A 20,981-nucleotide genomic window follows, 5' to 3' on the forward strand; every position below is an offset into this window, starting at 1 on the left:
GGTATGGTACCAAGCTAAAATTTCCCGCTGCCGCTGACATTCCGGCCTATTCCGCGGCCCGGCGCAAGGTCATCTGCAGGCGCTTGGGGTTGCCGCGGGTGATGACCGGGTAGGCCGCGTCGTTGGCAAACAGCAGCCGCCCGCCCACTTCGATGCGGGCCTGCACGGCGTAGGTGTTCGTCGGGTCGATGCGCAGCGTGTCGTAGGGCAGGCTGAATTTCAGCGGCACCTGCCGGCCCTGCGTCAGGGCCGTGCTGGTGGCTACTACGGTGGCGGCCGAGCCGGGCCTGGATACGTCCTGCAGCTGCAGCTGCAGCACCGCGTCGGAGGGCAGGGCCTGCCGCTCCCGGTAGGCCACGGTGCCGGTAATAGAATCCTGCACCACCGCGACGGGGGCGCCGGTGGCGTTCTGGGTGGTGGGCTTGGCGCAGGCGGTCAGCAGGGCGGCCAGGCCCAGGACAACGGGCTGAATAGCAATTCTCATGGCAACAGACGGCGAAACCGACCCAAACGTGACTGATTCTCACGAATGTATCCGATTTCGCCGTTTTTGCACTATTCAGGCCGAAGTATCTTTATTATTCACCGAAACGGCTACGTCCGCTCGAAGGCGGCCCGGCAGGTGGCGCACATCTGCAGCTCATCCAGGGCCAGCGGCCGGAACAGGCGCCGCAGGTTGTGAGCCGCCCCGCCGGGGTAGATTTGGGCGGGCATATCGGGCCGGTACCCCTGCGCCTGGCAGATGACGCACTGGTTGAGCCAGCGCTGCAGCGCCGGGTACATCCGCAGGTACAGCTCCGCCTCGCCTTTTCGCATGGGCCAGCCGCGTCAGCGCCCCGTCACGGTATCCAGCCGCAGCCGCTCCTGAATGGCCTCGGTGGCCACTTCCAGGATGTCGAAGGCGTTGGAAGCCATGGTGTTTTCCGAGTCGAGCGTGGGGTTGATTTCGCCCATTTCGAAGCACACCACGCGGTTGTTTTCGAGCAGGTAGCGGCACAGGGCCATGGCTTCGGCCACGTCGAGCCCTTGCTCCACGGGCGTGCCGGTGCCCTTCGAGAAGCGCGAATCCAGGGAGTCCACGTCGAAGGAAATGTAGACCATGTCGCAGAAGCGCAGCTGCTCGTAAATCTCGCGGGCCACGCGGCGGGCGCCCTTGGCCCGGAACTCGTCGAGCCTGAAGTTGCGGATGTGCTGCTCCTCGATAATGCGGTCCTCTTCCGGCTCGGTGTCGCGCACGACCACGTAGATGAGGTGGTCGGGGGTGATTTTGGCCCCGGCTTCGCCCAGGTCCTTGAGCTTGCGCCAGAAAAACTCGGTTTCCGGCTCTACCTGGTTGTGCTGCAGGGCGCGGTGGTCGGCGCCCAGGGCCATGGCCAGCGGCATGCCGTGCACGTTGCCCGAGGGCGTGGTGTAGGGCGAGTGAATGTCGGCGTGGGCGTCGATCCAGACGACACCCAGGGTTTTGTGCGGGTAGGCGGCCTTGATGCCGGCAATGGTGCCCGCGGCGTTGCTATGGTCGCCGGCCAGCACCAGCGGAAACTCCCCGAAGCGCAAGGTTTGCTCCACCGTGCTGCTGACGCCCTTGAGCACGTTGTAAATGCTGTCGATGTGCTTGGCGTAGGGGAAGTGGTTCTTGTCGAACAGCACCTGGTTTTGGTCGGGCACGACCACGGAGTTGAAGCGGCGGAAATAATCCGAGCCTTTGTTGAGGCAGGCCACTTTCAGCGCGTCGATGCCCAGGCTGGCCCCGCGGGTGCCAGCGCCGAGTTCGGACCGAACTTCGATCAGTTTGATGCGTCGCATACAGTTTTACATGGGCAGAAGGGTTAAAAGGTGTTGTTTGCCGATTGGTGGGTGGGAAGAGTCACTCAACCAGGCTCGGAGCGAACGGACTTTCCGCTCTGTTATTCTCCGACGTACAATCAACAACCAAAACACCCCCGAGGGGGTATCTTTGCAGGCCTAAAGATAGGGTCTTGGGGGCTTGGGGTCTTAGGAGCTTGGTTGATTTTGAATGCCAGCGCATTCGAACGGGACCAACTTCGCAAAACCAAGCCCCAGGCTCCTATTATCCTCCAAACCATCCAAGACCCCAAGCTCCCAAGCCCCTAAGCCCCCAGCATGGACACCTACCACGACCTGATCAGCCAGACCTTCGATTTCCCGTCGCAGGAGTTTACCGTCGAAGGCAACGAGCTGTACTTCCACGGCTTCCCGCTGATGCCGCTCATCCAGAAGCACGGCACGCCGCTACGCCTCACGTTCCTGCCCAAAATCAGCCAGAACATTCAGCGGGCCAAGCAGTGGTTTCAGCAGGGCATCGAGAAAATCGGCTACCAGGGGTCGTACACCTACTGCTACTGCACCAAGGCCTCGCACTTCGCCTTTGTGGTGGAAGAAGCGCTGAAAAACGACATCCACATCGAGACGTCGTCGGGCTACGACATGCACATCATCCGGGCCCTGCACGAGAAGGGCAAGATCCGGAAGGATACCTACATCATTGCCAACGGCTTCAAGCGGGAGCGGTACAAGCGCTACCTCACGGAGTTCATGAACGACGGCTTCGTGAACTGCATGCCGATTCTCGACAACCTCAACGAAATCGACTACTACAAGGAGCACGTGCGCGAGGACGTGCGCGCCAACCTGGGCATCCGCCTGGCCTCCGACGAGGAGCCGCGCTTCCAGTTCTACACCTCCCGCCTCGGGGTGCGCTACGCCGACGCCATTCCGCTCTACGAGGAAAAAATCAAGGAGGACCCGCGCTTCGAGCTGACGATGCTGCACTACTTCATCAACACGGGCATCAAGGACACCTCCTACTACTGGTCGGAGCTGCGCCGCTTCGTGCACAAGTACTGCGAGCTGCGCAAGGTGTGCCCCACCCTGCACACCATCGACATCGGCGGCGGCCTGCCCATTCAGACCAGCATCCAGCCCGAGTACGACTACGCCTACATGGTGGAGGAAGTCTTGCGCACGATTCAGCGCATCTGCCGCGAGGAAGGCGTGCCCGAGCCGCACATCTTCACCGAATTCGGCATTTTCACGGTGGGCGAGTCGGGGGCGCACATCTACAACATCCTCGACGAGAAGCTGCAGAACGACAAGGAGCTGTGGTACATGATTGACGGCTCGTTCATTACCAACCTGCCCGACACCTGGGCCCTGAACCAGCGCTTCATCATGCTGGCCCTGAACGGCTGGGAGCGGAGCTACAAGAAGATTCAGCTCGGCGGCATGACCTGCGACTCGCAGGACTACTACAACGCCGAAAAGCACATCTACCAGGTATTCCTGCCCGAGCAGGGGCCGCAGAAGCCGCTGTACGTGGGCTTCTTCCATACCGGCGCCTACCAGGAGCAGCTTTCCGGCTACGGCGGCATCAAGCACTGCCTCATCCCGGCGCCCAAGCACGTCATCCTCGACGTGAACGAGGACGGCACCCTGCGCGACTGGGAATTCGCCCCGGAGCAGGACCCCGAGTCGATGATGCGCATCCTGGGCTACACGGAGTAGGCTGGTTTTGCTGACATAGAACGTCATTCAGAGCGAAGCGAAGAATCTCGCGTGCTGATAGTAATCTTCTCTAGTGAGTTTACTACCTGACAATGCCACGCGAGATTCTTCGCTGCGCTCTGAATGACGTTCTGGTTTATCGACTTGAAATTCGCCGGTGCGGTTGGCGCCAACCGCGCCGAATTTGTAAGTTTGTAAAGCTCACATCACACAAGCTTCACCAAACCATGAAAAAAGCACTACTCCTGCTGACGGCCGCCGCCACGCTGGGCCTGGGCGCCTGCAACAAAACCACCTGCCCGGCTTACTCCAAGGCCGACACCCAGAAGTCGGAAGCCGTAGCCTCGGCCGACGCTTCGGTAGTTCGTCAGTAATACAGTCTGCTTCGGCACCAAAGCCCGACGGGCGCCTCCACTGAGGGCGCCCGTCGGGCTTTTTCGTGGGTGAGTATTACCAAATTATTACCCCGTTCAATTCAGCAGTAGAATAGTTACAAATAAAATTTTTCCAATACCGCACAAACTAAGAACCATCTATAGGCCGTTAATTCAGCGTGTTTCACCCGAAACCGCCCGTTCCTCTTTTTACCTTTTCCATGAAAAAGCTTTCAATCATTGCTGCCGTAGCTTTCGGCGCGGGCCTGGCTTCGTGCCAGACCAAGTGCCCGGCCTACACGCAGAAAGCCGCCAATCGGCAGGCTTCCGCCGTCACCGCTAGCGCGGCCCAGCCCCTGGCTGAGCAGCTGTAAAACGTAAGGTTGCGTTAGGGGCGCAACCTTGGCGTCCCGGTCGGCAGTTGCTCCGCTACGGCAGCTGCCCGGCCGGGACGCCGCTTTTTGGGGTAGCACGAAAAGTTACCCTGTCATCCTTCGCTGCGTTCAGGCTGACAGAGTTTAAACGGCTCCGGCGCCATGGTCAGCCGCCAGAATAAGGTCGGCGGCGGTAGCCAGGTTGGTGGTACGCGGCTCGTAGGCCAGCGTTTCCTCGTGGCCGACCAGGATGGCGCGCACACCGACGCGGTGGGCGGCCTCCAGGTCGCGGGCCCGGTCGCCGACCAGCCAGCAGCGGGCCGGGTCGAGCTGAAAGCGGGCCAGGGCTTTTTCCAGCATCAGGGAGCCGGGCTTGCGCGCGAGAGACTCCGACACCGAGGGGTGGCCGGGAGCAAAGTAGAACGCGTCGATGAGCCCGCCGCAGGCCTGCTGCAGCTTGTGGTGACAGGCGTCCATGTCGGCGCGGGTGTAGAGGCCCTTGGCAATGCCGGCCTGGTTGGTGACGACGATGAGGCGGTAGCCGGCCGCGTGCAGGCGCTGCAGGGCGGCGGGCACTTCGGGCAGCACCTCAAATTCTTCCAGACGCCACACGTAGTGGCCAATTTCGGCGTTGAGTACCCCGTCGCGGTCGAGAAAAACAGCTTTGTGGACCACAGATGGCAACGGATGTTGTAACAGAGAAAACGGATTCGTTCAGGTAACCAGGCCGGACCTGGGGCTGGTCAAGGCGGAGCACGGCTTACCGCACTGCCCGCCGCCGCGCCGAGGAAACAAACCACGCGGAACGGCTTGTCAAAGGTACCTACCACCTGAGCGAATCCGTTTCCTCCGCTCAAGTATCCGTTGCCATCTGTGGTCTATTTTTGCGGTTTCGACGCAGTATTCAGCAGCATGAACGTAGCAGTTATCGGGGGCGGCATTACGGGCCTGGTCACGGCCTGGCACCTGCAGCAGGGCGGGGCCACGGTCCGGGTATTCGAGGCGGGCGAAGAGGCCGGCGGTAACATGCGCAGCCGCGAGCTGCCCGGCGGCTACGTGGTGGAGCTGGGCCCCAACTCCCTGCAGCTCAGCCCCGAGCTGGAACAGCTGATTCGGGAGCTGGGCATCGAAGGCCAGATTCAGGAGCCCGCGGCCGTGAGCAGCCGGCGTTACGTGGTGCGCGACGGGCGGGTGCGCGAGCTGCCCGGCAAGCCCCAGCAGCTGCTCCTGAGCGGCTTTTTCAGCCTCGGCGCCAAGCTCAGCGTGCTGCGCGAGCTGCGCCGCCCCGCCCAGCCGCCCAACCCGCAGGAAACCCTGGCCGACTTCGTGCGCCGCCGCTTCGGCCAGGAAATCGTCGACTACGCCCTCAACCCCTTCGTGTCGGGTATCTACGCCGGCGACCCGGCCCGGCTGCTGGTGCACAAGACTTTTCCCCTGCTGCCGGCCCTGGAGCAGCAGCACGGCTCGGTGCTGCGCGGCTTCGCCAAGACGATGAAGGGCGCGGCGCGGCGGCGCATCATTTCGCTGCGCGGCGGCCTGCAGACGCTCACCGACGCCCTCGTAGCCCGCCTGCCCCAGCTGCAGCTGCGCACCCGCGTGGAGGCCCTGCTGCCCGAACCCGACGGCCGCTACCGCCTGCGCCTGGCCGGCCAGTCGGCCCCCACCGACCTCTTCGACGCGGTGGTGCTGGCCCTGCCCGCCTACGCCGCCGCCCCGCTGCTGCAGCCCCTGGATGCCGAAGCCGCCGAGGCCCTGGCCGCCGTGCACTACCCGCCCATGACGGCCGTGCACACGGCTTACGACCGCGCGGCTATCCGGCACCCGCTCAACGGGTTCGGGGCCCTGAGCCCGCGGGTGGAACAACCCGTAGCCGCCGGCACGTTGTGGAGTAGCTCCCTGTTTCCGGACCGGGCGCCGGCCGGGCAGGTGCTGCTCACTTCCTTCGTGGGCGGGACGCAGTACGAAGCCCTGGCGCGCCAGCCCGATGAGCAGTTGCTGCAGGCCCTCCGGGCCGAGCAGGAGCGGCTCTACGGGCTGCAGCCGGGGGCGCCGGCGCGGCTGCAGCATATTTTTCGCTGGCCCCGAAGCATCCCTCAGTTCGATTCCGGCATCTTACCAGCACACGCCGCTGCCGACCGGCTGGAAGACCGCGGCATCTGGACGGTGGCCAACTGGCGGGCCGGCGTGGGCATCCCCGACTGCCTGCGCCGGGCGGCGGAAGTAGCCAAAAAATTAGCCCCGGGGCCTGAACCGAATTAGTACATTTGCCTAAATGAACGATTCGCTCGTCATCATACCGACCTACAACGAACGGGAAAACGCCGAGCTGATCATCCGCAAAGTGTTTTCGCTGCCGAAGCTATTCGATGTGCTCATCATCGATGATGGCTCGCCCGATGGCACCGCCGAGGTGGTGCGCGGCCTGCAGCACGAGTTTCCGGGGCGCCTGCACCTGGAGGAGCGCAGCGGCAAGCTGGGCCTGGGCACGGCCTACCTGCACGGCTTCAAGTGGGCCCTGCAGCACGGCTACGGCTACATCTTCGAGATGGACGCCGACTTCTCCCACAACCCCGACGACCTCATTCGCCTCTACGAAGCCTGCGCCGTGGAGGGCTACGACATGGCCATCGGCTCGCGCTACATCACCGGCGTGAACGTGGTAAACTGGCCCATGGACCGGGTGCTCATGTCGTGGTTTGCCTCGGCCTACGTGCGCTTTATCACCGGCATGCCCATCATGGACGCCACCGCCGGCTTCAAGTGCTACTCGGCCAAGGTGCTGCGCACCATCACGCAGAACAAGATTCACTTTGTGGGCTACGCCTTCCAGATCGAGATGAAGTGGCTGGCCTTCAAGCACGGCTTCCGCATCAAGGAGGTGCCCATCATCTTCACCGACCGCACCCGCGGCGCCTCCAAGATGTCGAAGGGCATTTTCAAGGAAGCCCTGCTGGGCGTGGTGCAGATGAAGGTGGGCAGCTGGTTTCGCCAGTACCCCCAGCCCACCGATGCTGCGGCCGATACGGACTTTGCTCCCTCGGCAGCAACCCCCGCCGGCGAAACGCGGTAAGGCCCCAACAGGGAGCAGCGGCCGGTTGGCGGCGCTTTCCCTGCATATTGCGGCATGATTACTCCCTGGTTCTGGGTTGGCTTCAACCTCTTCGTGCTGGCCATGCTGCTGCTGGACCTGCTGGTGCTCAACCGCAAGGCCCACGTGGTGCGCATGCGCGAAGCGCTGGGCTGGAGCGCGTTCTGGGTGGCGTTGTCGCTGGCCTTCGGCTACTTCGTGTACCGGGAGCTGGGCCGCGAGGCGGGCATGAACTTCCTCACCGGCTACCTGCTGGAAAAGGCCCTGAGCGTGGACAATCTGTTCGTGTTCCTGCTCATTTTCACCTACTTCAAAGTCCCCGGCGAGTACCAGCACCGCATCCTGTTCTGGGGCGTGCTGGGCGCGCTGGTGCTGCGGGCGCTGTTTATTGTGGTGGGGGCGGCCCTCATCAGCAAGTTCAGCTGGACGCTCTACCCGCTCGGCGCCTTTCTGGTGTACACCGGCTTCAAGATGGCCACCAGCAGCGGCGACCCGGACATCGACCCGGAAAACAACCCGGTGGTGAAGTTTCTGAGCCGGCACCTGCCCATTACCTCGCGCTACGAGGGCGGCAAGTTCTTCGTGCGGCGCGAGAAGCTGCTATTTGCCACCCCGCTATTCGTGGTGCTGGTGATGGTGGAAACCACCGACGTGGTCTTCGCCGCCGACTCCATTCCGGCCATCCTGGCCGTGACGCAAGACAAGTTCATCGTGTACACCTCCAACGTGTTTGCCCTGCTGGGTCTGCGCGCCCTGTACTTCGCCCTGGCCGGGCTGATGTCCCTGTTCCATTACCTGCACTACGGCTTGGCCCTGATTCTGGCCTTTATCGGCACCAAGCTGCTGCTGCACAGCGTCGTACACATTCCGACCGAGTGGGCCCTGGGCACGGTAGCCGGACTGCTGGCTTTGTCGGTTATCGTCTCGCTGCTGTTTCCGAAGAAGGACAACCCGCTGGAGCCACCCACCGCACCGTAAGCCAGGCTACTACTCTAGCCTCTGCTGCCATCAACGGTCAGCGCTCATCAAGGCCCGTAAACTCAGCGGCCCGCCGAAACCAGGTGTTTCAGCGGGCCGCTGGGTTTTACGGGCCTGGTGCGCTAGGGCTGCCGCGGCGGGGCGTCGGTGCCGCCCGGCTGGGTGGCGTTGACGCCCGCGTCGGGGGCGCCGGTGGTGTTCAGCAGGTCGATGAGGTTGATGGGCTCGTCCATGGTGCTGTCGGCGGGCACCTGCCGGGTGGTATCGGGGCGCACGGCAAAGCTCATGTAGGCGCGGGCCGGGCCGGTGATGCTCACCGAGCGGCTCAGCCCGTCGGCCTCGGCTTCGGGAATGTAGCCGCGGGCGGCCATGATGTCGGCAATCAGGCGGAAGAAGTAGCGCGGGCTGCGGCGCAGGTCGCCGTAGGCATCGAACGACTGGCGGGCGTACTTGGGCCGCGGGATGATGCTGGCCAGGTACAGGCTCTGCTGCAGGTTCAGGTTGGCCGGCTGGGTGTCGTAGTAGAACTTGGCCGCCTCGCCCACGCCGTACACGCCCCGCTCACCGCCGGGCCAGCGGTACTTGCTCGGGCCCCACTCGATGATGTTCAGATACACCTCCATCATGCGCTGCTTGCTCACGAGGCGGGTGTTTTCGATCAGCCACACCATCAGGGCTTCCTCGGCCTTGCGGGCAATGGTTTTCTGCCGGGTCAGGAACACGTTCTTCACCAGCTGCATCGACAAGGTGCTGCCGCCACGGGCGAAGCGCTTCTCCTTGATATTCTGGATGGCCGACTTCACGAAGGCCTTTTCCATGAAGCCCTTGTGGGTGAAGAAGCGGGGGTCCTCGGCCGTGATGATGGCGTACTTCAGGTAGTTCGACACCTGATCAAAGGGCACGAACTCGGGGTTGGAGGGACCCACCAGGAAGGTCTTAAGTGAGTCGCCCTTGTCGTTGTAGGCCGTGTAGGGAAACTCCTGGTTGAGCATGCGCAAATCGGTCTTGCCGAAGCGCGTGATGCGGAAGTTCTTGCCCGTCAGGCCCGAGTCGAACTTCAGGCTGTCGACCTGCTGCATGTCCAGGGCCAGGCTCATGCGGTACTTGAGCGTGCCGTCGCCCTGCATGCCCTCCACGGCCTCGAACACGCCCTGCGGCAGCGAGGCGAAGAAGTCGGTGGCCGGCGTCTCGGCCGATTCCACGCTGGCGGCCAGCAGCAGGCCGCGCAGGCGGGGGCTGTAGTTGAGCGTATTCTCGTCGTAGCGGCCCTTGAGGTCGGCGGCGGTGCGCAGGCGCACGCTCAGCTGCGGGTAGGCATCAATCTTATTCAGGCGCACCTTGGTGCCCTTGTCCAGCGAAAGGTAGTTCTGGCCCAGCGTGGCCACGAAGTCGATGCCGCCGCGGCGCACCACCACGTCGGAATCGGCAATCTTGGGGTGATTCAGGCGGAAGTTGCTGGCGGCGGCGGCCCCGCGCACGGTCAGCTGCTCGTCGTCGAAGTCCTTGCCGGCCAGGCTCAGGTGCAGGGTATCGAACTGCACGCGGGCCCCGTAGCGGCGCTGCAGCACGGGCAGCACCACCGGCTGCCGGTTCTGGCCGAACACCTGCACGTCGAGGTTTTCGTCGCCCTGCTCCACGTGCCCGGTTAGCCCGATGCGGTTGGTGACGGAGTCGAGCACCACGGTCAGCTGCCCGTTCAGGTCGCCATCCTCGATGGTCAGGCGGGGCATGGTGAGCAGAGCCGCGTGCCGCGGGCTCTGGTAGCTGACCAGGAAATCCTCGAAATCGGCCTGGCCGGGAATGTTGTCGAGGCCTGCGTCGAGCAGCTGGTTGAGCACGGCCCCGTAGTTGGTGCCCTTGGTAGTGTCGCGCTTGACGGTGGCCGCGGCGCCCCGCTTTTTCAGCAGGAAACCGTAGTTGTCGTCGCCGGCCTCGGTTTTGCGGGCGCGCAGCCGGGCCTGGTGAATCTGCAGGTCGCTGAACACCGGGCGGCGGGCAAACAGGGAGCGGAGCGAAATACTCACGTTCAGGCGCTGGGCCGTCAGCAGCGTGTCGCGCAGGCCTTCCCGGGGCACCAGGCTCAGCCCGTCGATCTGCACCGATTTTAGATCGGTGAAGCGGGCCGGGCCCAGGGTGAGCGTAACGGGATATTTGCGCTCTACCCTGGTCTTGACTTCGCCGAGGGCGCTGCGCAGCAGCTCTTCGCGCTTGAGCAGAAAAATTCCCAGGCCAATCAGCAGCAGGGCGGCTACCGAGCCCAGGCTCCAGTACAATATTTTCTTGGTCTTCGGCTTCACGCAGGCAGTCAGAGGAGGAATTTAGCGGCGGCTCCGGCCACTTTCGTGCCGAAGCAAAAAGGGCCTCGGAACAAAAGTACCATAAACTGCCCCTACGCGCCGAGCTAAGTTGCGTTGCCGGGGCCGCAATTGGGGTCTTGGGGTCTTGGGGTCTTGGGAGCTTAGGGGCTTGGGCCAGGAATGGCCCCTGTTTAGCGCCTATCCGGAAAGTCCAGAACGTCATGCTTCATCTGGCGTCCGCTTGTCGAAGCACGACGGCCTTGTCTCATCTCAGACAGCTTTCCGGGTGGGCTTTTAGGTTATTATACTCAACCAGATTCAGCGCAACTTTGTGCCCGTACATCCGGCCGTGGCGTCTAAGCGCCCAAGACCCTAAGCCCCCAAGACCCCAACATGCAGCTGACGCCCCTCACCGCCCTCTCGCCCCTCGACGGCCGCTACCGCCGCCAAACGGCCCCGCTCGCCCCCTATTTCTCCGAGCTGGCCCTGATCCGCTACCGCGTGCTGGTGGAAGTGGAGTACTTCATTGCCCTCTGCGAGTTGCCCCTGCCCCAGCTCACGGGCGTGGACCAGGCCGTGTTCGAGCCCCTGCGCCGCCTGTACCAAGACTTCACCGAGGCCGACGCCGAGGCCATCAAGGCCCACGAGCGGGTAACCAACCACGACGTGAAAGCCGTGGAATATTGGCTGCGCGACCAGTTTCAGGTGCTGGAGCTGGACGAGTTCGTGGAGTTTATTCACTTCGGGCTGACCTCGCAGGACGTGAACAACACCGCCGTGCCGCTGAGTTTGCGCGAGGCCCTGCAGCGCGAAATCCTGCCCGCCTACGAGCAGCTGGCCGACCAGCTCCGCTCCTTTGTGGCCCAGTGGGCCGCCGTGCCCATGCTGGCGCGCACCCACGGGCAGCCCGCCTCGCCCACCCGCCTGGGCAAGGAGCTGGACGTGTTCGTGGCCCGGCTCGAAGCCCAGCTGCACCTCTTGAAGCAAGTGCCCTACGGCGCCAAGTTCGGCGGGGCCACCGGCAACTTCAACGCCCACCACGTGGCGTATCCTGACGTGGACTGGCACGCGTTCGGTAACCGGTTTGTGAACGAGCAGTTGGGCCTGCACCGCTCCTACCCCACCACCCAGATTGAGCACTACGACCACCTGGCGGCCACCTGCGACGGGCTCAAGCGCCTCAACACCATCCTCATCGATTTGGCCCGCGACGTGTGGCAGTACATTTCGCTGGGCTACTTCCGCCAGCAGGTAAAGGCCGGCGAAGTGGGCTCCTCGGCCATGCCCCACAAGGTCAACCCCATCGACTTCGAAAACGCCGAGGGCAACCTGGGCATGGCCAACGCCGTGCTGGAGCACCTCGCGGCCAAGCTGCCGATTTCGCGCCTGCAGCGGGATTTGACTGACTCCACCGTGCTGCGCAACCTGGGCGTGCCGCTGGGCCACATCCTGATTTCGCTGACGGCCCTGCAGCGCGGCCTCGCGAAGCTGGCCCTCGACGAAACCGCCCTGCAGCGCGACCTGGAAGCCAACTGGGCCGTGGTGGCCGAGGCCATTCAGACCATCCTGCGCCGGGAGCGGTACCCCGACCCTTACAACGCCCTCAAGGCCCTCACCCGCACCGGCACGGCTATTTCGGCCGCTACCATTGCGGAGTTTGTGGACGGGCTGGACGTGCGCGAGGCGGTGAAAACGGAACTGCGCGGTATTACGCCAGGCAATTACGTGGGCCTCTAAGCGGAACTGTATATATATTGTTGCGCATATCGGCCGGCCGATATGCGCTGGTGGAACCGCGCGGATGAGGGGCTTCGGCCCGCTTGTTCGCGCGGTTTGCTTGCCGCCCCACTGGCCGCTGCCTTCTCCGCTCCCCGCACCGCCCACCTGTTGCATGACCACGCATGACGCTACGCATCCCAAGATTACCGAAATAGCCTCCCTGGCGGACCACTACCCCGGCGTGGTCATCATCCTCGACGAGCAGGCCAACCGGGTGCGCTACATGTCGCCCACGGGCCTGCGCAAGCTGGGCGTCACCGTGCCCGAGCTGACGGCGCTGGGCCCGGGTTACTACGAGCGGTATTTCAACCTGGAGCACGCCCACGACTACGTGCCCAAAGTGGTGGAGCTGCTGGAGCGCAACGACCTGAGCTACGCCGTCACGTTCTTCCAGCAGGTGCGCACCGGGGCCGGCGGCACCTTCGAGTGGTACCTGAGCACGGCCCGCATCCTGACGCAGGACGCGGCCGGGCACCCCGAGCTGATTATTTGCTTTGCCTGCCCCATCGACCCCGAAACCCACATTACGCCCAAAGTGCGGCGCCTGCTCGACGAAAACAACTTCCTGCGCCGGCACCACCAGCAGTTTGCGCGCCTTACCCCCCGCGAGCGGGAAGTGCTGCGGCTGCTGGCCCTGGGCCACTCGGCCCCCGAAATTGCCGGGCAGCTGTTCATTTCGGCGCAAACGGCCGAGACGCACCGCCGCAACATCCGCCAGAAACTCGGAGCCGAATCGGTGTTTGAGCTGGGCGAGTTTGCCCGGGCCTTTGACCTCATCTGAGCCCCCACCCGCAAATACCCGGAAGCGGGTATTGCCAGCGCGTGCCGCCCACCCCATCTTTGGGTTCTGCTTCTTCAGCTTCCTTTCTTGCATAAACAGGCTTGACTTCCCACGCCGCCGCTCCCACCTCGGGGGCGGCGGTGCTGCTTTGGGGCCGGCAGTGGTGCTTTGGGCGCGGCCGCTTAATTTTAGCCTCCCGCTTAGCTTATTCCGCCCACTTCATGCCCGACCTCCACGGCATCACCGTTCATCCCGACTGCCGCCACTTCCGCGGTGACTTGCCCTGCCGCCCCAATAAGGAACACGGCTACCAGTGCGGCGGCTGCCCGGTGTACGCGCCCGTGCAGCAGCGCATTCTCATCATCAAGCTCGGGGCCATCGGCGACGTGATTCGCACCACCCCGCTGCTGCGCCGCCTGCGCCAGGAATACCCGCACGGGTACATCACCTGGCTCACGCATACGCCCGCCATTCTGCCCCGCCACGACGGGCCCGACGAAATCCTGAAGTTTGAGCTCAGCAGCGTCGTGCAGCTGCAGGGCCGCGAGTTCGACGTGGTCTACAACCTCGATAAGGACAAGGAAGCCGGCGCCCTGCTGAATTCAATCAAGGCTGGGCAGAAGTTCGGCTACGCCCTGCGCCCCTACGACGGCGTGGTGTGGCCCCAGAACGAGCTGGCCGAGCACAAATACCTCACCGGCGTGTTCGACGAGCTGAGCCTGCAGAACCAGAAACCCTACGTGCAGGAAATCTTCGAGCTGTGCGGCTTCGAGTTCCGCGGCGAGGAGTACGTGTTCGACTCGCACGCCGACAAGGGCTACCTCTGGCCGATGCTGCCCCCGGCCGGCCGCCGCGTGGGCCTCAACACCGGCTGCGGCGACCGGTGGACCACCCGCCTCTGGTCCGACGAGAAGTGGATCAGCCTGATCCGGCAGCTGCAGTACGGCGGCTACCAGCCCGTGCTGCTGGGCGGTGAAGCCGAAGATGCCCGCAACCAACGCCTGCACGCCGCTACTGGCGCCGTGTACCCCGGTACCTTCCCCCTACCCCAGTTCATTAACCTGCTCGACCAGATGGACCTCATCGTGACGCAGGTGACCATGGCCATGCACATCAGCATCGCCCTGCGCAAGCCCACGGTGCTGATGAACAACATCTTCAACCCCTACGAATTCGACCTCTACGGCCGCGGCCAAATCGTGCAGCCCGACCGGCAGTGCGTGTGCTTCTACCGCGGCACTTGCAGGCTGGGCACCAGCTGCATGGAGGAGCTGCCGGCCGAAAAGGTATTCCAAGCCGTGCAGCAGAGCCTGCCGGCGTAATTACCCGCTCGACCTGGTTATCTGGCCAGTTGCCGGCTAGATGACCTGGGGCCGCGGCCGTTTGTATAGTAGCCATCCGGCCCCGCTTAGCACTGCAACGAAACCCACGGACCACGCCATGCCGGGGTAGTGGGGCGGGGCCGGCGCGGCGGGCACCAGGGCGGATTTTTTGCGCTTGGTTTTCCGCTTGTCCAGCACTGGCTTCCCCGCCGGTTTAGGCGGCAATACCGGCGCTTTTCGCACGCTGTCGGGGCTGAGCAGCGTCACGTCTATTTGGTATTCCCGATACCGTTCGACCATACGCGGCCATTCCTGCTTCTTAAAAGTAGCCAGCAGTGGTTGCCGCTGCTCGGCGATGCTGCTGTCGAGTACGCCGCCCAAGGTGTCTTCGGCGCCGCCCAGGTGCTGCCAATGGCCGTATTGCAGCGCGCTCGTATCGGAAAGCTGACGGACACGATGAATCACAAACACCGAATCAAGCCGGTTGCCGGTTGCTGCGGCCTCTGGAGTCTTTGCGCGGCGGCCCAAAGGGGTATTGCGCGCCGTTTGGGCGAAGGTGGGGCAGGCCAGAGCGGCCAATACGCAGGCAACAACTGAACGCATGAAGCAACAGGATTAATCTACTCCCGGAAGATACGCCGCCACCTGCTGCCTAGCCCAGCTCTGCCACGGCCTTGAGCGCCTTCACCATCTCGGCCCAAGAAAACTGCTTCTTGTAGTGCCGCGTGCCAGCTTCGAATACCGCCTCTTTTTCCGGATGCGTGGCAAAGTCCACCAGCGCGTCGGCAATGGCTCGAGGCGTGGGCGGCACCACGTAGCCCACTTCGCCGTTGGGTATCAGCTCGGCCAGCCCGCCCACGTCGGTTACCAGCATGGGCCGCTCGAAGTGGTAGGCAATCTGCGAAACGCCGCTCTGGGTGGCGTCTTTGTAGGGCTGCACTACCAGGTCGGCGGCGCAGAAGTAGTCGGGCACCTGCTCATTCGGGATGAAGCGCGTGGCCCGCACCAATCGGCTTTCCAGGTTGTACTTGCGAATCAATTCCTCGTAGGCACTCGGGTCCTTGTAGAATTCGCCCGCTACAACCAGCTTCAGCGGTAACTGCTGTAGCCGCTCGTCGGCAAAAGCCTCAAGCAGAATATCCAGCCCCTTGTACTCCCGAATAAGACCAAAAAACAGCAGGTAGTGGTACTGCGGATCGAGGCCTAGCCGGCGCAGGGCCTCGGCTTTGGGCACGATGGGGCCGAAGTTGTCGTAGAGCGGGTGCGGCTCGTAGCGGGCGGGCTGCCGCAGGCCCAAACGGCGCAAATCGGCCAGCACGGCCCGGCTCATGGTCACGAAACCGTGGTTCTTCGGCAGGAAGTACATCGTCAGCGGCCGGTCAGTCGGGTTCGGCTCGTGCGGAATGGCGTTGTCGGCAATGGTGACCAGGCGAGTGTGCTTGTTGCCGCGCACCAGGCGGGCAATGGTACCCAGCGCCGGGCCCATAAAGGGCAGCCAGAAGCGGAAAATCACTAGGTCGGGCCGCTCCCGGCGTAACTGCCGGCCCACCCGCCACCAGCTCAGCGGGTTCACCGAGTTGATGCTGACTTCGATGTCCAGGTCGGCCGGGGCCGGGCTGCTGCTGTACTGCGTGGTGCCCGGAAACAGAAACTCCGGGTACTGCAGCGAGAACGTGACGATGCGCGCCTCGTCGCCGGCCTCACGAAAGGCCCGCGCCAGCCGCTCGTTGTACGTCGCCAGCCCGCCCCGCAACGGGTATGCCGGCCCGATGATGACTACTTTCATTAATTAAAAATTGAGAATTAAAAATTAAAAATTGACCAGTTGGCGCGGTTGCCTGAGCAGTGACCAGCCGGCTGAGGTGTCGTATTGCCCGACATTTTTAATTTTTAATTCTCAATTTTTAATTTCTCCCGCACCAGGTACTCGCGGTGCCCGTTCAGCTGCACCATCTCGGCCAGGAAGCCCACCAGAAACAGCTGCACACCCACAATGACGGCCACCAGCGCGAAGAAGAACAGCGGCTGGTCCGTCACCGAGCGGGCCCGCAGGTTGTGCATCGACAGCCAGAACTTCTCCCCCGTCAGCCACAGGGCAATGATGGCCCCGATAAAGAAGGCCAGCACGCCCATGGTGCCAAAAAAGTGCATGGGCCGGCGCCGGAAGCGGCTCACGAAGGTGATGCTCAGCAAGTCCAGGAAGCCGTACACGAAGCGTTCCAGGCCGAATTTGGTCACGCCGTACTTCCGCTCCTGGTGCTGCACCACCTTCTCGCCGATGCGCCGGAAGCCGGCCCACTTGGCAATGACGGGGATGTAGCGGTGCATCTCGCCGTACACCTCGATGCTCTTCACCACCCGGCTGTCGTAGGCCTTAAGGCCGCAGTTGAAGTCGTGCAGCTGAATGCCCGAAATCCAGCGCGTCACGCCGTTGAACAGCTTGGTCGGAATAGTCTTGCTGAGCGGGTCGAAGCGCTTTTTCTTCCAGCCGCTGATCAGGTCGTACTTCTCCTCGGTGATGAGCCGGTACAGCTCGGGCAGCTCCTCGGGCGAGTCCTGCAGGTCGGCGTCCATGGTGCACACCACCCGGCCGCGCGTAGCCCGGAAGCCCGTGTCCAGCGCCGCCGACTTGCCGTAGTTGCGGTTGAAGCGAATACCGCGCAGGGCCGCATCGGAGGCCGCCAGCGCCTCAATCACTTCCCAGCTGTCGTCCGTCGAGCCGTCGTCGATGAGAATGACCTCGTAGCTGAGCCCGCGGGCCAGCAGTACGCGCTGAATCCACTGCGTTAGCTCCGGCAGCGACTCCGCTTCGTTGAGCAGCGGAACGACGATGGACAGCTCAACGGGGAAGGTCTTGGGGGGAAGCTTACTCAAACTCGGGGCGGTTGCGCTTGGTAATGGCCGAAATAATCAGGGACAGCAAAAACGCGAAGAAGGCAGTGCCCAATACGGCAATCAGAATGCCCATCGGGCCGCTGGGCGTGAAGCGCTGGGTCATCTGCATGGCCTGGTCGATTTGCTCGTCACTCATGTTGCCGGCTTCCTCAAACTTGGCCCGCATGGCGTTCATAGCGTTTTCCTGGTATTGCGGGTCGATGAACGTCACGTACACATAGCGGAAGATGCCGCTGAGCAAACCGATGACGGCGCCGGTGATGGTGGCAATGCCCAAGCCCTGCCCGTAGGACATGAAGCCCCCGTTGTGCTGCTTGTAGTAACGGTGCGCCAACACGATGCCCCCGATCAGAATAATGAAGGTCACAAAACCCATTCCGGCATTCTGCTCCATGTTCGTGAGCATCAGAATGAAGGAATAAATGATGGTGACCACGCCGATAATTAGCCCGTAGCGCAGGCCGGCGGAGGTGGTAGTAACGGCGGAAGTAGAGGTGTTTTCCATGTTTGGAGGTTGGGGATTTGAGGAATTACCGACGTAAGAAAATAGCCCCGGGCAAAATAATCAGCAGCCCTGCTATTAGTTTTTTCTGAAAATCCTCATTGGCCACGCCCTGGGCCGTACCCGCCGCCACGGGCAGGCTGCGCAGATTGGCTTCGTAAGCCGCTTGGCTCAGTTCCTTTTCGCTGAACTGCTTGCGGCTGGCCCGCACGATTTGGGTGGCTTCAGCCAGGTTCTGCCGCATCAGCGGTTCCCCGCCCGTACGCGCCACGCTGTACACACCCACCGCCGACAGCGCCGCTGTCAGCCCCACCGCCAGCAGCCCCACCAGCAGCTGCCGCCCGAGCGAGGCCTGCTCGCGGTGATGCTTGCGCACCTGCCATTGGGCTACCACGGCGGCCACTGGCGCCACGAAAATGGTCATCAGGCGTTTCGGGCCGAAGGGGCTTTGACCGGTGGCATATAACAGCACCGTCCACGCAATGCATACCGCCCCGGCCAGCAGGCCCACGCGTAGTGCCGTACGCATTACTGCTTGATTATTCATGCTTGAGCGAACGAAATAGTCGTTCCGGGCGGCAAGTTAGACCTCTTTTGCCAACTCAGCCGCCCTCTTACGCCGCCGACAACGCCCCCTGGCCCGCCGGCCGGCCGAAGCGCAGTACCACCACCTCGCCCAACAGGCACAGCAGGGCCGCCAGCAGGCAGTAGCGCCACAGCGGCGTGCCGCTACGCTCCTCCACAAGCTGGGCCGCCGCGCTCCGCTGTCCACCAGCTTCGTACACGTGCACGTTGGGGTAGTCCGCCGTCAGCTGCCGCAGCTCATCCGCCGAATACTGCGCCAGCTCTGATTCCTTCTTGTCCGGATTGAACGCCAGCGTCGTCAGCAGCTTGCCGTTCAGGGTAAGCCGGTAAAAGCCCGGCTGCCGCATCGGGGTGGGCAGCTGCAGGTACAAGCGGCCCGCGCGCACCTGCGGGGCAGGTACGAAGGTGTTACTGTCGTTGCTGAGCTTGTACACCGCCTCCGCCGTGGGCTGCTCCAGCACCGGTTGCCGTAGCACCACGGCCCGCTCCGTCAACCGGTACGCCGGTAGCTGTTCACTGGATTTGCTGAGGGTGGCCAGCCGGTACATCACCGGCACAAACAAAGGGTGCTCGGTAAACGTCGAGTAGCCCGCCTGCAGCGGCGAAGCAAACAGGTACACCGTGCCTTCCCCGCTACGGAATCCCGACAAAAAAGGCTGCCCGTCGCGGAATTTCAGCACGTCAGTGGTCGAGCGGCCCCAGCTCAGCAGCGGCGTAGCCTGGGGCATGTCGGGCTGCCGGGCCTGCTCGGCAAATATTTCCTTGAAAAAAGGGTTCTGCGCCTCCGGCAACGCTAACTCCTGGGCGGCCGCAACACCCGCGTTCCAGCGCACCGTCGTCAGCCCTAACTCCGCCAGCAAAGGCTCGTAGTCCCGCCGCTGCCCGGCCGCCGTCGGGGGTACCAGTACCAGCCGTCCACCTTGCTGCACAAATTGCTTCAGCAGCACCCGCGACGCCTCCGTCAGCCGGGCATTATCCTGCAGCATCACCATATCCGCTCCATTCAGTACCGCCGCCGACAGCGCCGCGGGTCGCAGCAGCGAGTAAGCAAACGTCGTTTCGTTTGGATACAGCTTCTGCGTAGCCACTGCCCCGTTGGCCACGTCCACAATGCGAATACGCCCGGCCGGCCGCAGGGTGAAATAGTAGGTATTATCAAACGTCACCGGCTGCTCCTCGATTTCTATCCGGCAGAGTTGGGTGTCGTCGCCGTTCAGCCTGATGCGCACCGTATTCTCGACGCTGCTGCCAGCAGCCACGGCCGTTTCGTAAGCAGCCACTTGCCGCGCCCCCACCAGCACTCTTACGCGCACCCCGTCCGCATCCTTGGTCCCGCCGTTACGCAGACGTATATGCAAGGGCATATCAATTCCCGCACGTACAAACTCCTCGCTCAGGTAAATACTGTCAACGTAAGTATTAGCTACTGCTTGCGCTCCGAGCGGTAGGAGGTATACCTCACCCGCTCCACGCAGCTGCTTGGCTAGTTGTGCACTGAAGTCCGACTTTTGAAAGTCCGACACCACGAAAGTACTCTGCTTGGCCAAACCCGGTACATTCAGCAGACGCCGCAACGCCAAAGCACTACCATTGCTAGCCGGCGAAGCATTCAACTGGCTTACCTGCTCTACCGTTTTCTCCGCCGACAGCGTGGTTTGCGGAGCATTCTCCGCCCAGATCCTGTATTGTGCCGATGAAGGCAGTGCTTGTCCGACGCGCTCTATTTCGCCAACGGCTTGCTCCAATAAAGGCTTGCCGTTAGCAGCCTCAACAGCCATGCTGGAAGAGTTGTCAATTACAACGTTGATACCTGCCTCGGATAAATTCGACTCCCGCTCGGCTTTAATAACTGGTTGACAAAACAAAAGCACTAGAAATAATAAGAATCCTAAACGTAGCAGCAACACCAACAGATGCTGCAAACGGCGCTGCTTGGCGGTTACTAACTTTACTTCTCTGATGAACTCTACGTTCGTAAACAGTACCTGCTGCGGCCGGCGCAGTTCATACAAATGCAGAACAATTGGTATTGCTAAAGCTAATAAGCCCAGAAGGAACCATGGATGCGCAAGCGTCATGCAGAAGAAATTATGTCAACAGCTTTCCGGTTAAAGAACGCCAAAAAGCAGAAAAAGACGCCTAGTCTCCAACGTTTTCATTCCGAACTAAACGCAATTGCATAGCTAATAAAGAGCTTTCCCTAAAACGTCAACTGAGTCACTGCTGTCCTCGCCCACAGTCTTTCTTCTGCCTCATCCAACACATCAGCCTCATCCGCTGAGCAGCTCACGCGGGAGGAGTGCGCGTGAGAGCCGGGGCGTCCCGCGCGGCCGGTTGCGGCCGGGCTCCGGCGCAGGGCCCGCGGGAAACGGGGCCCTTAAACGGCGACAGCCCCGCGGTCCGGGGCTGGACCAGCGGGGCTGGGGCGTGACAAGGTTGGCGGCGACCGACTCTCCCGCCGGCGAAGGCAGTACCATGGGCGCT

20 protein-coding genes are annotated in these 20,981 nt (G+C 62.8%); 9 read left to right on the forward strand and 11 right to left on the reverse strand.

The features are described from left to right. Positions 1 to 46 precede the first annotated feature (46 nt). The 3 genes from EJV47_RS18510 to EJV47_RS18520 all read right to left on the reverse strand — a co-directional run bounded on the left by EJV47_RS18510 (position 47) and on the right by EJV47_RS18520 (position 1,803). Complete coding sequence (locus EJV47_RS18510) at positions 47 to 484, reverse strand: YbaY family lipoprotein (RefSeq protein ID WP_126694665.1); 438 nt, start codon at positions 482 to 484, stop codon at positions 47 to 49. Positions 485 to 594: 110 nt separating this feature from the next. Beyond that, positions 595 to 816, reverse strand: a complete 222-nt coding sequence (locus EJV47_RS18515) for a hypothetical protein (RefSeq protein WP_126694666.1) — start codon at positions 814 to 816, stop codon at positions 595 to 597. Positions 817 to 828: 12 nt separating this feature from the next. Beyond that, positions 829 to 1,803 (reverse strand): arginase, encoded by a 975-nt coding sequence (locus EJV47_RS18520; RefSeq protein ID WP_126694667.1) that lies wholly within the window; start codon positions 1,801 to 1,803, stop codon positions 829 to 831. Between the two features lie 318 nt (positions 1,804 to 2,121). Here EJV47_RS18520 and EJV47_RS18525 point away from each other — a divergent pair, with 318 nt between their 5' ends. The 3 genes from EJV47_RS18525 to EJV47_RS28125 all read left to right on the forward strand — a co-directional run bounded on the left by EJV47_RS18525 (position 2,122) and on the right by EJV47_RS28125 (position 4,270). After that, positions 2,122 to 3,522 (forward strand): type III PLP-dependent enzyme domain-containing protein, encoded by a 1,401-nt coding sequence (locus tag EJV47_RS18525; protein WP_126694668.1) that lies wholly within the window; start codon positions 2,122 to 2,124, stop codon positions 3,520 to 3,522. A 227-nt stretch (positions 3,523 to 3,749) separates the two neighbouring features. Beyond that, positions 3,750 to 3,896, forward strand: a complete 147-nt coding sequence (locus EJV47_RS28120; RefSeq protein ID WP_165903823.1) for a hypothetical protein — start codon at positions 3,750 to 3,752, stop codon at positions 3,894 to 3,896. 221 nt (positions 3,897 to 4,117) lie between these two features. Further along, positions 4,118 to 4,270 (forward strand): hypothetical protein, encoded by a 153-nt coding sequence (locus EJV47_RS28125; protein ID WP_165903824.1) that lies wholly within the window; start codon positions 4,118 to 4,120, stop codon positions 4,268 to 4,270. A 144-nt stretch (positions 4,271 to 4,414) separates the two neighbouring features. On the opposite strand, the gene EJV47_RS18530 is transcribed toward EJV47_RS28125, so the two are convergent. Further along, positions 4,415 to 4,945, reverse strand: a complete 531-nt coding sequence (locus EJV47_RS18530; RefSeq protein WP_126694669.1) for a D-glycero-alpha-D-manno-heptose-1,7-bisphosphate 7-phosphatase — start codon at positions 4,943 to 4,945, stop codon at positions 4,415 to 4,417. A gap of 237 nt (positions 4,946 to 5,182) precedes the next feature. Here EJV47_RS18530 and hemG point away from each other — a divergent pair, with 237 nt between their 5' ends. The 3 genes from hemG to EJV47_RS18545 are packed head-to-tail and all read left to right on the forward strand — an operon-like array spanning position 5,183 to position 8,336. Further along, entirely contained in the window at positions 5,183 to 6,529 is a 1,347-nt protein-coding gene (gene hemG, locus EJV47_RS18535; protein WP_126694670.1) for a protoporphyrinogen oxidase, read from the forward strand. 13 nt (positions 6,530 to 6,542) lie between these two features. Continuing rightward, a complete protein-coding gene (locus EJV47_RS18540; protein ID WP_126694671.1) occupies positions 6,543 to 7,340 on the forward strand; it encodes a polyprenol monophosphomannose synthase in 798 nt (265 codons plus the stop codon). A 54-nt stretch (positions 7,341 to 7,394) separates the two neighbouring features. Further along, positions 7,395 to 8,336 (forward strand): TerC family protein, encoded by a 942-nt coding sequence (locus EJV47_RS18545; RefSeq protein WP_126694672.1) that lies wholly within the window; start codon positions 7,395 to 7,397, stop codon positions 8,334 to 8,336. A 122-nt stretch (positions 8,337 to 8,458) separates the two neighbouring features. Here EJV47_RS18545 and EJV47_RS18550 read toward each other — a convergent pair whose 3' ends face one another. Continuing rightward, positions 8,459 to 10,633: a biosynthetic peptidoglycan transglycosylase gene (locus EJV47_RS18550; RefSeq protein ID WP_126694673.1), complete on the reverse strand. Its 2,175-nt coding sequence runs from the start codon at positions 10,631 to 10,633 to the stop codon at positions 8,459 to 8,461. A 393-nt stretch (positions 10,634 to 11,026) separates the two neighbouring features. Here EJV47_RS18550 and purB point away from each other — a divergent pair, with 393 nt between their 5' ends. From purB to EJV47_RS18565, 3 genes are all read left to right on the forward strand, one after another. Further along, entirely contained in the window at positions 11,027 to 12,370 is a 1,344-nt protein-coding gene (gene purB, locus EJV47_RS18555; protein WP_126694674.1) for an adenylosuccinate lyase, read from the forward strand. 154 nt (positions 12,371 to 12,524) lie between these two features. Further along, a complete protein-coding gene (locus EJV47_RS28920; protein ID WP_126694675.1) occupies positions 12,525 to 13,193 on the forward strand; it encodes a helix-turn-helix transcriptional regulator in 669 nt (222 codons plus the stop codon). A gap of 221 nt (positions 13,194 to 13,414) precedes the next feature. After that, positions 13,415 to 14,515 carry a glycosyltransferase family 9 protein gene (locus tag EJV47_RS18565; protein ID WP_126694676.1) on the forward strand — a complete coding sequence of 367 codons (1,101 nt, stop codon included), beginning with the start codon at positions 13,415 to 13,417 and terminating at the stop codon, positions 14,513 to 14,515. A 36-nt stretch (positions 14,516 to 14,551) separates the two neighbouring features. On the opposite strand, the gene EJV47_RS18570 is transcribed toward EJV47_RS18565, so the two are convergent. From EJV47_RS18570 to EJV47_RS18595, 6 genes are all read right to left on the reverse strand, one after another. Then, a complete protein-coding gene (locus EJV47_RS18570) occupies positions 14,552 to 15,118 on the reverse strand; it encodes a hypothetical protein (protein ID WP_126694677.1) in 567 nt (188 codons plus the stop codon). 49 nt (positions 15,119 to 15,167) lie between these two features. Continuing rightward, positions 15,168 to 16,301, reverse strand: coding sequence for a glycosyltransferase (locus EJV47_RS18575; RefSeq protein ID WP_126694678.1), 1,134 nt, complete (start codon positions 16,299 to 16,301; stop codon positions 15,168 to 15,170). Positions 16,302 to 16,405: 104 nt separating this feature from the next. After that, positions 16,406 to 17,389, reverse strand: coding sequence for a glycosyltransferase family 2 protein (locus tag EJV47_RS18580; protein WP_126694679.1), 984 nt, complete (start codon positions 17,387 to 17,389; stop codon positions 16,406 to 16,408). Then, positions 17,382 to 17,915, reverse strand: coding sequence for a DUF4199 domain-containing protein (locus tag EJV47_RS18585; protein WP_126694680.1), 534 nt, complete (start codon positions 17,913 to 17,915; stop codon positions 17,382 to 17,384). The genes EJV47_RS18580 and EJV47_RS18585 overlap by 8 nt, the downstream gene beginning before the upstream one ends. 25 nt (positions 17,916 to 17,940) lie before the next feature. After that, entirely contained in the window at positions 17,941 to 18,441 is a 501-nt protein-coding gene (locus EJV47_RS18590) for a DUF4199 family protein (protein WP_165903825.1), read from the reverse strand. A gap of 85 nt (positions 18,442 to 18,526) precedes the next feature. Then, on the reverse strand, positions 18,527 to 20,575 hold the full coding sequence (locus tag EJV47_RS18595) for a BatA domain-containing protein (protein WP_126694682.1): 2,049 nt from the start codon (positions 20,573 to 20,575) through the stop codon (positions 18,527 to 18,529). Positions 20,576 to 20,981 lie beyond the last annotated feature (406 nt).

This window comes from Hymenobacter gummosus (assembly GCF_003970915.1).
Lineage (GTDB): Bacteria > Bacteroidota > Bacteroidia > Cytophagales > Hymenobacteraceae > Solirubrum > Solirubrum gummosum.